Source organism: Pseudomonas sp. Hz4, from assembly GCF_054898165.1.
This window is the reverse complement of sequence record NZ_CM142719.1, coordinates 123,062-135,702: the sequence shown is the minus strand read 5'-3', so window position 1 is coordinate 135,702 and position 12,641 is coordinate 123,062. Positions and strand designations below refer to the sequence as shown.

At 59.5% G+C, this 12,641-nt stretch carries 7 protein-coding genes; 2 read left to right on the top strand and 5 right to left on the bottom strand.

Annotated features, from left to right (window positions below; genetic code table 11):
- Positions 1-7: 7 nt before the first annotated feature.
- Complete coding sequence (gene oadA, locus ACYZTR_RS00575) at positions 8-1,831, top strand: sodium-extruding oxaloacetate decarboxylase subunit alpha (RefSeq protein WP_461975577.1); 1,824 nt, start codon at positions 8-10, stop codon at positions 1,829-1,831.
- 135 nt (positions 1,832-1,966) lie between these two features.
- On the opposite strand, the gene ACYZTR_RS00570 is transcribed toward oadA, so the two are convergent.
- From ACYZTR_RS00570 to ACYZTR_RS00555, 4 genes are all read right to left on the bottom strand, one after another.
- Entirely contained in the window at positions 1,967-4,249 is a 2,283-nt protein-coding gene (locus tag ACYZTR_RS00570) for an autotransporter outer membrane beta-barrel domain-containing protein (RefSeq protein WP_461975575.1), read from the bottom strand.
- A gap of 346 nt (positions 4,250-4,595) precedes the next feature.
- Positions 4,596-5,267 carry a GNAT family N-acetyltransferase gene (locus ACYZTR_RS00565; RefSeq protein WP_461975573.1) on the bottom strand — a complete coding sequence of 224 codons (672 nt, stop codon included), beginning with the start codon at positions 5,265-5,267 and terminating at the stop codon, positions 4,596-4,598.
- A gap of 17 nt (positions 5,268-5,284) precedes the next feature.
- Entirely contained in the window at positions 5,285-5,731 is a 447-nt protein-coding gene (locus ACYZTR_RS00560; RefSeq protein ID WP_461975571.1) for a GNAT family N-acetyltransferase, read from the bottom strand.
- Between the two features lie 9 nt (positions 5,732-5,740).
- Positions 5,741-6,364 carry an FMN-binding negative transcriptional regulator gene (locus ACYZTR_RS00555; protein WP_461975569.1) on the bottom strand — a complete coding sequence of 208 codons (624 nt, stop codon included), beginning with the start codon at positions 6,362-6,364 and terminating at the stop codon, positions 5,741-5,743.
- A gap of 90 nt (positions 6,365-6,454) precedes the next feature.
- Between ACYZTR_RS00555 and pdxR the strand changes: the two genes are divergently transcribed.
- Positions 6,455-8,005 carry a MocR-like pyridoxine biosynthesis transcription factor PdxR gene (pdxR, locus tag ACYZTR_RS00550; protein WP_461975567.1) on the top strand — a complete coding sequence of 517 codons (1,551 nt, stop codon included), beginning with the start codon at positions 6,455-6,457 and terminating at the stop codon, positions 8,003-8,005.
- Positions 8,006-8,019: 14 nt separating this feature from the next.
- Here the strand turns inward: pdxR and ACYZTR_RS00545 are convergent, their stop codons facing one another.
- Positions 8,020-12,612: a dermonecrotic toxin domain-containing protein gene (locus ACYZTR_RS00545; RefSeq protein ID WP_461975565.1), complete on the bottom strand. Its 4,593-nt coding sequence runs from the start codon at positions 12,610-12,612 to the stop codon at positions 8,020-8,022.
- Positions 12,613-12,641 lie beyond the last annotated feature (29 nt).

Here is a 12,641-nt window from a genome sequence, read left to right as displayed (position 1 = left end):
TATTCCAATGACTAACTCTTTACCTACAAAGCGTATCCACGTTACCGACACAATCCTGCGCGACGCCCACCAATCGCTGCTCGCGACCCGCATGCGCACCGAAGACATGCTGCCGATCTGCGACAAGCTCGACAAAGTCGGCTACTGGTCGCTGGAATGCTGGGGCGGCGCGACCTTCGACGCCTGCGTGCGCTTCCTGAAAGAAGACCCGTGGGAACGCCTGCGCCAACTGCGCGCGGCATTGCCTAACACGCGTCTGCAAATGCTCCTGCGTGGCCAGAACCTGCTGGGCTATCGCCACTACAGCGATGACGTGGTCAAAGCCTTTGTTGCCAAGGCAGCGGTCAACGGCATTGACGTGTTTCGCATCTTCGACGCCATGAACGACGTGCGTAACCTGCGCGTCGCTATCGAAGCAGTAAAAGCTGCCGGTAAACACGCCCAAGGCACCATCGCGTACACCACCAGCCCGGTGCACACCATCGAAGCCTTCGTGGCGCAAGCCCGGCAAATGGAGGCCATGGGTTGCGACTCGGTGGCCATCAAGGACATGGCTGGCCTGCTGACGCCGTACGCCACCGGCGAACTGGTCAGGGCGTTGAAATCCGAGCAATCGCTGCCCGTGTTCATTCACTCGCACGATACCGCTGGCATGGCAACGATGTGCCAACTGAAGGCCATCGAGAACGGCGCCGATCACATCGACACCGCGATCTCCAGCTTCGCCTCGGGCACCAGCCACCCAGGTACTGAGTCGATGGTTGCCGCCCTTAAAGGGAGCGAGTTCGACACCGGCCTGAACCTGGAACTGCTGCAAGAGATTGGCTTGTACTTCTACGCCGTGCGCAAGAAATACCACCAGTTCGAAAGCGAGTTCACCGCCGTCGATACCCGCGTGCAAGTCAACCAGGTGCCGGGCGGGATGATTTCCAACCTGGCCAACCAGTTGAAAGAGCAAGGCGCCCTGAACCGCATGAGCGAAGTGCTGGCCGAAATCCCGCGCGTTCGTGAAGACCTCGGCTTCCCTCCGCTGGTGACCCCGACCTCGCAGATCGTCGGCACCCAGGCGTTCTTCAACGTGCTGGCCGGCGAGCGCTACAAGACCATCACCAACGAAGTGAAGCTTTACCTGCAGGGCGGTTACGGCAAGGCGCCAGGCATCGTGAACGAAAAACTGCGTCGCCAGGCCATCGGCAGCGAAGAAGTGATCGACGTGCGTCCGGCCGACCTGCTCAAGCCGGAAATGGCCAAACTGCGTGCCGAAATCGGCACGGTGGCCAAGTCTGAAGAAGACGTGCTGACCTACGCCATGTTCCCGGACATCGGTCGCAAGTTCCTCGAAGAACGCGCCGCCGGCACTCTGGCTCCAGAAGTGCTGCTGCCGATTCCTGAAGCCGGCGGCGTGACCTCGGCCGGTGGCGAAGGCGTGCCGACCGAGTTCGTCATCGACGTCCACGGCGAAACCTACCGCGTCGACATCACAGGTGTCGGCGTCAAGGCTGAAGGCAAGCGTCACTTCTACCTGTCTATCGACGGCATGCCGGAAGAAGTGGTGTTCGAACCGCTCAACGAATTCGTCAGCGGCGGCAGCAGCAAGCGCAAGCAAGCCACTGCGCCGGGCCACGTCAGCACCGCCATGCCGGGCAACATCGTCGACGTGCTGGTCAAGGAAGGCGACACCGTGAAAGCCGGCCAGGCCGTGCTGATCACCGAAGCGATGAAGATGGAAACCGAAGTCCAATCGGCCATCGCCGGCAAAGTCACCGCCATCCACGTGGCCAAGGGCGACCGGGTGAACCCGGGCGAAATCCTGATCGAGATCGAAGGCTGAGTTAACAGCCTCGATTTACCGCTTTAAACCTCGGGGGGGCATGTGCTCCCCTTTTTTTCGCCTGTCGTTTGGTCAGCCAGTTTGTTGGCTGATATTCCGCTAACGCGAGCGGGGAATGCGGCGTTCGGTCAGTGATCAGAACGCCATCCGCCACTGGCCCATGACGCCGTGGTTGCGGCTATCACTGCCGACTTCGCCGCTGAGGCCGACCCCTACGCTGTGTGTGGCCGACAGCCCAAGGTCCAGGCCGGCATCGACCTGCAGGCTGTCACGGTCCAGCGCCGCGCCGGAAACGGTGAAGTCCCTCCCGCCCGTCACTAATCGCTGGCGGGTGTCGCTCTCCACCTCGCCGTAGGTATGTTTCCAGCCGGCACTGAATCGCGGCGTCAGTGGCATGCCGTTGTCCAGGGTATTGAGCATCGCCAGTCGCAGGCCGAGCGTGCTGTTGACGTTGCGCCGGGTTTGGCCGTGGACCTTCAACGTTGCGGCGCCTCCTTTTTCGGTGTAGCCGTCGCGCTGATAGCGTTGGTAGCCAAGGCTGACGAACGGTTCGATGCTGACGTCGGCACGGCCCAGGTTGTAACCCACTTGCGCGAAGGCTTGCTGGGTGTTGGCGTCGAAACGGCCTTCCGGGCGGTCGCTGAAACCGTTGAACGCTACCCGGCGTTTGGTGTTGCCGTCGTGATTGCTGTAGGTCGCCCCGAGTCGCAGGGACAGGGGGCCGTTCTGGCGCAGGGCATAGGCGCCCAGGTGCCAGCTGTCGAGATTGGCATCCAGACCCCGACTGTCCAGGCGCGTTTCGGATTTACCGCCCAGCACGCCGATGCGCCATGCCTGATCCCCGCCCCAGTCCGCGCCCAGCACCAGGCCTTGGGTCGAATGTTTCAGGGCGTCGTTATCGCGATCCAGTGTCCCTCCGTGGCCTAGCGCCTGCAGCCAGACCCTGCCACTGGCTTCACTGCCGGCGGCGAGGCGAGGGGCATTGCCGGGTCTTTTGTCGCCGCTGGCGCTGTCCAGCTGACCCATGGCCGAGAGCATGGTTGCGCTGATCGGACTGTCGCTATTGAGGGTTGCTTTCGCGAGGTTGGCGTGGTTGCTGGCGGCCAATTGCTCGATGGCGCGCGATGCCGTTTGTTTGTCGGCCGTCAGCAGGGCGGCGACCGCGGCATTGATGGGTATGCGAAGCTTCGGAACCGTGCGCGCGGGACTGGCCATTGCTGTGCGAGTTGACACGGGCGTACCCGCGACGGTGGAGGGTGGCGTCACTGTCGGGGGTATTTCTGCGATCGTTATTGACGTAGCGGACGGGTCGGTATCGACCGCTGGATGCAGGGTTTCGGTGTGGGTAAAAGAATCGTCAGCAGGCGCCTGTGCCTGGGGTAAATCGTTCGGATCGATGATGCTTTTGCCTAATTCCTTTCCGCTGCTGGAGTTCGCAGCGCTTTCGAACGGCGTGGCATTCCGAGTAAAGATCAGGTCGACATGCTCTTTCTGGTAATCGAATCTGTGCGTTAGAAAGGCCAGGTTGCTGACAACTTTTCCAAATTCTCCTTCGACTTGCTTGGCGACAAGAATGCGCTGGTCGCTGAGTGTCGCGTAGTCGCTCGCTGTGGTGACGATCTTGAGCGTGGCACCTCCCAGGCTCGCGGTACCACCGACGGTTATCGTCGCGCTGTTACGGTCGGGATCAACCTCGTAGGTCAATTCGGCCGTGTTGGAAAGGGTCAAGTCACCCTTGACCGTCGGGGCGCCGTGCATTTTATCGACGGCTAGCTTTCCTCTGACCTGCAGCGCACCGACGGTACCGTTGCCGGTAAAAACGCCTTTTTCATCAATAGAGACGTTACCCAGGACGATCCCCGAGTTATTCAGGGTGCCGCCGGATTGCACCGTCACTCCGGCGCCAATTGTGCCGGTGTTGACGAGCGTTCCCTGAGTGAACGCCTCGCCGTTGATCAGTCCGTCGTTTATGAGCGTTGCTTTGGGACGCACCCATACGCCGGTGTCGAAATTGCCGGGACTGTTCGAGGTCCACGTGCTGCGTTTGATCTCCAAACCGTTGAAGCGACGACTATCGTCTAACTTGCCACCACTGGCGGTATCCAGTTGCAGAAAATTGGTACCTGCGCCTCCGTCGATGAACCCGGCGATGCTTCCACGTCCGGACACGATGACCAGGTCGTTTTCGTCACCGAATGTCCGATCAATTCCTTCCGCTGCCTTGGTGATCGGTGCCTTTCGGGTGTCGGGGTTGTTCATGAAGGCTTCAAGCGCATCGACGGGCGGATCCGCCGTTTCGACCACCAACGCATCGGCCTGCGTCGAAATCTCCTGGGCGAACGAAAAGTCAGTACAGCCAAGGGCAAGCGCAATCGCCAAGGCGAGGTGGTGGGGTCGGCACTGATGTTGAGCGATCATAGCGTTCAGCCTCGTTTGAAGTGAGGCCAAACTCTAAAAGTTGATCCGGGTTGAAGATGCCGGGCGTTTCCGGGCGCTTTGACAGGCTTGGGGACGTCGCCTGTAGCCGAAAAATGGACGGGTTTCGGCAGGGGCCGAATTCACCCGGCCATCAGACGTCTTTCCTTACAGCGATCCCGGACGCGTCCGTTGGCGAAAACTCAGAAACTCATCTGCCACTGCCCAATCAGCCCATGGATGCGGCTGTCGCTCCCAATCACCGCTGCCGCCGTCGAGCGGCAGATTGGCAAAAGCGCGTTGACGGAAAGGCTCAGGGCGCGAGGGCGTCAGTCCAGGCGCCGAAGATTTACCCGCGGCACTCCACCAACGTTTTCACCTGCCCCGAATCCGTCTGGTTCTCATCGGACAGCCAGCGCTCAAACCCCGCCCCATTCGCCGGCCATTCCGAATCCAGAATCGAATACCACGCCGTATCCCGGTTCTGACCCTTGACCACCATGTGCTGGCGGAACACGCCTTCAAAACTGAACCCCAGTCGTTCGGCTGCGTACTTGGAGCGGGCGTTGCCGTTGTTGCACTTCCACTCCAGACGCCGGTAACCCAAGGCAAACGACTCTTTGGCGAGCAGATAAACCGCCTCGGTGCTTTTCGGCGAGCGCTGCATCGGCGCACCGAACGTGACATGGCCGATCTCGATCCGACCTTGTGAAGGGACAATCGACATCAAACTGAGGATGCCCTGCACATCGCCGCTGGCACGGTCGATCACGCTGAAGAAATACGGGTCGCTATTGGCCGCATGATTGTTCAGCCAAGCGTTGAACGCGCTGCGCTCCGGGAAAGGACCGTAAGGCAAATAGTCCCAGAGTTTCGGGTCGGAACCCGGGCCTTGCAGGGCCTTCCACAAACCGTCGCCATGACGCGCCGGGTCAAGTTTCTCCAGGCGGATGAAGCGCCCTTCGATGGCTTGAACCGACGGTGCCAGGACGCCTTTCCAGTCGGCGAGTGAAGTCGACATGTTGTTCTCCTTGAACCTTAAAGGGTTTTGCGAAACTGGATGAAACCGGGGCGTTCGGCGATGCGCGCATAGAGCTGAATCGCAGTGGCGTTGGTTTCGTGGGTCAGCCAGTGGACCTTGCAGCAACCGTCCTCTTTGGCGGTGGCGTAGACGAATTCGATCAGCTGTCGGCCGACGCCGGTGCCGCGAGTTTGCGGCACTACCAGCAAGTCTTGCAGGTAGCAGGCGTTTTCGATGCTCCAGTTCGAACGATGGTAGATGAAGTGCACCATGCCCAGCGCTTTGCCGTCGGCCCAGGCGAGCGCGGCATGGGTCGGCTCGCTCGGGTCGAGCATGCGCTGCCAAGTGCTTTGGGTGACGGCCTCAGGCAGTTCGGTGTTGTAGAAGCGCAGGTACGCTTGCCACAAAGGCAACCAGGCGGCGTGGTCGTCGGCGGTGACCTGGCGGATGTCGATCTGACTCATCTTCGTTCCTTAACGCATCAAATGGGCGAGGGCCTGGTCGTGCACATCAGGGCTGGCGGCAAGCCCCTCGCGCACACCGGCGATGTCTGCAGCGTTGCGGTTCTGACTGAGCTTGCGCTTGCCTTCCAGACGCTGGATCGGCATGGCAAAACCGACGATGGCCTTGAGCATCCCATCAATGTAGTCGGCGGGGGCATCGGCGACTTTCCATGGACTGGCGCGACCCGCTTCATGACGATCAGTCAGGGCGCTGACCAGATTGCGCAGGCGATCGGCGTCAGTGAACACTTCGGTCGTGCCATACGCGTGCACGGCGACATAGTTCCAGGTCGGCACGACTTTGCCGTGCTCGGCTTTGCTCGGGTAAAACCCTGGGCTGACGTAAGCGTCGGCACCGGCAAAAATCACCAGGGCTTCGGCGCCGTTCTGCAATGCCTTCCATTGCGGATTGGCCTTGGCGAAGTGTCCGTAAAGGGTGCCATTCGGGCCCTGGTCTGAACTCAACAGCACCGGCAAATGGCTGGCTTGCAGACCTTCTTCCCCGTGTGTGACCAACACAGCGAGGCGGGTGCCAAGTATCTGTTGGTGCAGTTCATGCAAATCATCTATGGCAAAGCTGCTTGGGTTGTACATGGAGATTTTCCTTGGCGAATACTTGCATCCTAGGCAGGCTATTGGTCTGTTGTAAGAGCCATTAACGATCAATTTCATAGGTCCATTGCCATGACCAGCGAGCCGCTGTCCTTGTTATTCAACCCCGCGGGTATCGAGCTCGATCGCCGCCAGGGTTTGAGTCGTCAGCTCTATCAAGCGCTACGAGTACGAGTGCTTGACGGAAGACTGGCCAGCGGTACGCGATTACCCGCCAGTCGCGATCTGGCGGCGGCATTGTCAATTTCCCGAAACAGCGTGGTCCGTGCCTATGATCAACTCTACGCCGAGGGCTTTATTGAAGGGCGTGTTGGTGATGGGACTTATGTCGCACAGTTACCGCAAACCGCGGTCCCGGCAAAAAAACTATCCACAAAAGTATCCACAGGGTTGTCAACACGGTTACCCACAGCCTTATCCACAAATGGGCTGGATTTACCTGTGGTTTCATCCAGCAAAGTTATCCACAGCGGTGCGCTGGGACGCGTTGAAAAGAACCATTTGGCCCTGCCGCCGAGTGGTCCACCTCGCGCATTTCGGGTGGGTGTTCCGGCGTTTGATCTGTTTCCTTTCGACGTCTGGGCCAAGCTGAATGCGGCTTTCTGGCGTAAACCGGACTTGCAACAGTTGTGCTACGGCGATCCGGCGGGCGATGAGCGTCTGCGCGGACTCATTGCCGCGTATTTGCGCAGTTCGCGGGGCATGCAGTGCTCGGCTGAGCAAATAGTGATCACCAGTGGCGCACAGCAGGGGATTAGCCTTTGTGCACAGCTGCTGGTCGAGCCGGGCGATGGTGTGGCGATTGAAAATCCGGGGTATCGGGCGGCGGGTCATGCGTTCGCCGTGGCGGGTGCGCGATTGCACGGGGTGGCGGTGGACAGCGAGGGTATCGACTGCACCGAATTGAACGGGCTTACCGATTGCCGATTGGCGTATGTCACACCGTCGCATCAATACCCGACCGGGGTGGTGATGAGTCTGGCGCGACGCCTGGAGTTGCTGGCCTGGGCCGAACGCACCCAGGGCTGGATCGTCGAGGATGATTACGATGGCGAATACCGTTACAGCGGCGCTCCGCTGGCGCCGTTGGCTGCGCTGGATCGCCAGGGGCGGGTGCTGTATGTCGGAACGTTTGGCAAGATTGCATTTCCAGCGCTAAGACTGGGTTACCTGGTCCTGCCGCCGGCGCTTGTGAACGCTTTCTCTCAGCGGCGCGCAGTCGATGTCCGGCATTCCGAAGTCAGTACCCAAGCTGTAATGGCCGAGTTCATGGCTGCCGGGCATTTTCAGCGACATATCCGACGTATGCGCCGTGCCGCCTTGAGTCGACGCAATTGTCTGTTGGCCCGTTGGCCAATACACATCGAGGGCGTTGGCGATCTGCCCAATGTGGTGGCCGGATTGCACTTGACCGTTCCGGTGAGCAGCGTGGCGCGCGAACGCGAATTGATTGAACAAGCCGAAAGCGTGGGCGTCGAGGTCAATGGTTTGAGTCGTTACTGGTTGCCCGATTCGCAGACACTGCTGGATTCGCGAGCCGGGCTGGTACTGGGCTTTGCCGCCGTGCCAGAGTCGGCGATCGAAGCGGCTCTGGCACGGTTGCGCGACGTCTGGTGCGACTGATCCCGTAGCGGTGTTTACGCCTCAGATGACACGTTCGGCTCGGGTTTCAAAAACAGATCCCGGACGGTCGGATTGACAATTCGGCGCAGCGCATTGTCCAGCGCATCGAAGACATCGAGTTCCTGACGGGTCTTGGCCGGGAGTTCTTTCAAATAGCCTTCGGCGAACTTGAGATGTGCGGCGGTGAATCGTTCATCCGGATCGGTCAGTTCGTTGTAATGGAAATGCGCGACCCACAACGCTTTGTTTTGGCGTGTCTTGTCGAAAATGCCGTACTCCTGAAAGTAGTCTTTGCGCTGTTTGGTCTTGATACGACCGCGTGCGTCTTTGATGATTGATACCTGATCGTGCTCCATGAGCCATTTCAGGTAAGTTTCGCGGGGCCTTCGTTTGATGAGCATCGCGCCGTAGACGCTCACCCCTTCGCGCCGGGCTTTTGCGGCCCCCGTACGCAAATCTGCACTCAGGCTCCCCACGGGGAAGTCGGCGGCTCTGCGAGCCAGTATTAGCGCAACGTCATCAGCCGCTTGATCGAGTCGGGTCGCCTGCTGGTCGAGCAGGTCTTTCATGTCTGCCGGAACGCGGGAGGGGCGTTGCGCATCGGCGCGGATTCGTTCAATGAACGCATCAAGTTCGACACTCAGAGACAGCCCGTTGCCGATGATGTCTTGATCGTTTAGCGCCGCCGGTTGCACCGGGCGTCTGTTAGCCGTCTTGATAATGGGAACGTCATCGCCCGTCTGCGGTGTTTCGGTAGACGGTTTTTTTTGCGCCTCGACGACCCGTGGCCGTGATTTGCTCACTTTGCCGATGGCGCTTGAAGTAGAGGGCACCGGCTCAAGTCTCGCCATCTGGGCCACCGGTATTTCTTCCGCTTCCGGAAGCAATGTGAGCAGACGGCTGCGCGCCAGTTGATGGAATTCGGCAACCAACGTCCGAACGCGCTCGAAGCGGACGGGTTCCAGCTGATCGAGCAAGCTGACAGACAACTCCTCCAGACGCCGCTCGGCTTCTGCCAGACGGTCTACCAGCACGGTGAGTTGCTCGACATCGAGTGTCTGGATGTGCGAAGGCTGTGCGGTACTGCGCCGCTCGACCAGGCTGTGGCCCGCGTCGGCCGCATTGTCGAAAATATCGACGACCGATTGACGTGCCTGACTCATGTCACTGTCCGACGCCTCACGCAGGCAAAGCTCCGTGGATATGCCGATTTCATTGGCCTTCAGGTCGTACTGGGACATTGCGGGCAGCATCTTTTTCAGATCGCCAGCCACCTTGCGCGTGATGCCGGTGTGGTTCATCAACCGGTCCAGTGAGGCGCGCATGCGGCCGAGACGGTCGATCAATTCATCGCTCACGGCGATGGCCTTCTGTGCCGCCTCCATTTGCGCGGCACGGGATCTCGTCGTTGAAGGTTCCGTCTGGCTGAACTGGGGCGCGATGATTTTCACGTATTCACGCAACTTCATTCGCATCCAGCCGTTCAGGTAGCGATGTTGTTCAATGGTGAAACGCATTAGCTGAGACTGATAAAACACGCCAGCGCCGCCCGCCTCACGCCACGTTTCGAGGGCTTCCAGCGCCTGGCCATATCCGTTCGCCACCTCATCGGACCTGGAGATGTAACTGGCTATCGTTTCGTCGGACGATACGTCGCTGCTTTCCAAGGGGTTCAAGACCTCATCCACGCTGGCCTTTCGAATGGCTTCCTGTTCGATGAACCGATGCAATGCGGCCCACGCATCGTCCTTTTTTTTGATCTTTTCTCGCCGCATCGCTTCGATCCGGCGGGTTGGGCCGCCGCCGCGTAACCGAAGCTTGAGATCCCAGTGCCAGCTACCTGCCTTTTCGTCGTACTTCACGCAAAATCCGGGGTAGGCGGGATTGTTCGGATCGAGAACGAGCACCGGTTCGTCCGCGTCGGCGCTGACCTGAAACCATCGCACACCCACCTGAGCGTACAGCTTCCCCTCGTGCTCATAGAGATGGTCGGCATTGGGTCGTGTTCCGTTGGGCAGGTGCGGAGCCGATACTTTCAGTTGATCGATCTTTTGTAAAAATTGGGCTTCTGCACTGCTACGGGTCGGCCCGGCGGGCGCCAGGGCGCAGAGATGAGCCTCGGGCAGTTCAGCGCTTAGCGGGGTCGCGTCATGCGTAACTATCACAGCTTGAGCGGAGGAGGTAATGAGTTGAGGTTCGTCCATGGGCACGCGTTTCGGCGCAGAGACCTCATCAAGGGGACTTGATAGCCGAATTCGCCGTGTCGCGACGCGTTGCGAGAGAAGAATGCCCAAGGTCAACAGCACGTCGCCGATCGAGGACCATTCCACGATCGTGTCGCCTCGCTCAGCGGCGTCCAGTGCCTGCTGGATCTGACCAATGCTTTGCCAGACCCAGACCGCGGTACCCGCCGGGCCGCTGAGAAAGTTGGCCGCCACCGAGAAAGTCGCCCAGCCACTGTCCGCCAGCAGCGCCCAGCGACGCTCGCCATTGGAAGTCGATTGGCGATCGGCGAGCTCGGCCATGGCTTGGCTATTTTGGGTATAGAGGGTCGTGAGAACGTCGCCGCTCAGAGGTGTGTTTGCCAGTTCAACCGAGGCGGTCAGGTCCAGGTGAATAAACGGCTCGAAGGCCAGTTCGGAAATGGTCCAGGACGAGGGAATGCCGCTGGAAAACACATACTGGGCGTACTCGAAACTCAACGCGCGGGTAGCCAGCCAGGCCAGTATCGAATCGCGCATTTCGCCCGACTGATAAAACGCGTACAGCATGTTTTGCTTGGAAGGAAACTGGTGCAGCGGTTGATCCAGCAAGGGTCGATAAAGCAGGCACGGGCCGCTCAAGCCTTTGCGCGGCTCGATGATGTACATGTTCGCGACGGTGTCGGGCGTGTTGCCTAGACGGTAGCGGGGCATGAACGCCAGCGGGCGGATTTGCACCGGCCACTCGGTGAAGGGTGAGTCGTTTTTGATCGACTCCATCAGTTGGCAGACCTGACGGTAACCCACCTCATCGACTTCACCTTGGTGCTTGAGTTTGCACTCCAGCGCCAACATGGGCAGGAGTAACGGCAGCTGACGACAGTAGCGGACTTTGTAACGGCGAGCCTGCACCGGGTCATCAATGAGTGTGCGTTTGATCAGCTGCGGATAGGTTTCGCCGACGTTGATCGCGTTGGCCAGGCGCAATAGGAACGTAACCGTCATCCACTCTGGCACGGCTGTGCCATCGGCATAGGCCACCGTCGCGCTATAGGGGCGGGTGTTTTGCAGGGCGAATTCGCCCAGGGTTTCGACGCTGACGTTGCGCGGGTCGGGCAGGGTGAAACCGCCGGCTTCGAAGCTATGGGTGACGGTGATCCGAACGTCATCAAGGCGCAGGCTCACGGCATCTGTATCAGTTTTGTCGACAACGATGGCGTCACGCATGCGCTGCTGGGCATAGGTTTGAATCAGAGGAATATCGTTGGCGTCAAAAGCGTCATTGCCGGTCTCGTCTCTGAGGTTTCCAAGCTCGGTCAAGTACCCGCCGTAGGCTTGGATATCGTCAAGTGAGCCCGTTGATAGCCACGAGGGAATTGAGCTTTCCAGCTGTTCGATATGCGCCTTTTCCCCGGTGCTGATCGTGCTGCTTTCGTCCTGTCGGGAGGTAAACCCGGCCAAGGGCGAGCGACTGGCTGGATCGAGAGCATCAATGGAGTCGATCTGACACCCCACCAATGCCCAAACCATGGCATCAAAAATGTTGCCTTCAGGTTCGTAGAGTCGCCACTTCAGGCTCTGGCCGCTCAAATCGATGCCGATCCGTGCGGGAAGGCTGGTGCCCAGTTGCTCCATTGAGCTGAACGATTCGTAGCCGTCGACGATGGTGTACATCGTGATCAGCTTACGGCTGCCCGAAGTGGCGGTCAGCACCAGGGCGCCGCCGATCATCAGATGCCGGGTGTTGTCGTCCTCTGCCGATTCGACGGCGAGATCGAGATCAAGCAAGCAGGCGCGCACGTTCGACAGCCCGTTGCCGGAAGCCGGGCGCAATAGCTTGTCGGGGTATTGCGAGACGAGTCGCCCGAGGCTGCACTCATCCGAGTCCCATCCAGTGACCGACTGAACATCGGGCGCCACTTTCAGGGTGTCGGACAACACCTGCCAGCGCGGCAAGTTTTCCGTGATTTCATTCCAATAGTCCAGCTGGCTTTGTTCGAAGCCAATGAACAGCAACGGTGCGTACTCGTTTAGCAAGGTAGTGATGGCGTCCATGCTGACCGGCAGATGGATCGGATCGGCGGCATGAGGTGTGAAGGTCAGAAAGTGTTCACTTTCGATGTAGTTGGCGGTTGCTGGAGTAAAGGCCATACGCACCAGTGCGTGCGTCAGTGATTCGAAACGGCTGCTGCGGGTGACGATTTCCTCGCCCTGCTCATGCCATATCGGGGACATCAACACGGCTTTGTCGGGATCGATCTGTTGCTCGGGAAAGATTTTTAACAAGGCCTTGCGCAGTAAATGCGCAGCGGCGCCATGCAGGGTCGGACCACCGCTGGTTTGCTCCACCAGACGGCTTTTGTTTAACAGCAGTGGGGCGGTGTTCGTTCGGGTTGTTTTGCTCATGAAATCGTCACCGGTTGGGGATGGGCGTG

Excerpts from the sequence above, each read along its gene's own strand:
- oadA (WP_461975577.1), top strand. The coding sequence starts at position 8 with ATGACTAACTCTTTACCTACAAAGCGTATCCACGTTACCGACACAATC.
- ACYZTR_RS00570 (WP_461975575.1), bottom strand. The coding sequence starts at position 4,249 with ATGATCGCTCAACATCAGTGCCGACCCCACCACCTCGCCTTGGCGATT.
- ACYZTR_RS00565 (WP_461975573.1), bottom strand. The coding sequence starts at position 5,267 with ATGTCGACTTCACTCGCCGACTGGAAAGGCGTCCTGGCACCGTCGGTT.
- ACYZTR_RS00560 (WP_461975571.1), bottom strand. The coding sequence starts at position 5,731 with ATGAGTCAGATCGACATCCGCCAGGTCACCGCCGACGACCACGCCGCC.
- ACYZTR_RS00555 (WP_461975569.1), bottom strand. The coding sequence starts at position 6,364 with ATGTACAACCCAAGCAGCTTTGCCATAGATGATTTGCATGAACTGCAC.
- pdxR (WP_461975567.1), top strand. The coding sequence starts at position 6,455 with ATGACCAGCGAGCCGCTGTCCTTGTTATTCAACCCCGCGGGTATCGAG.
- ACYZTR_RS00545 (WP_461975565.1), bottom strand. The coding sequence starts at position 12,612 with ATGAGCAAAACAACCCGAACGAACACCGCCCCACTGCTGTTAAACAAA.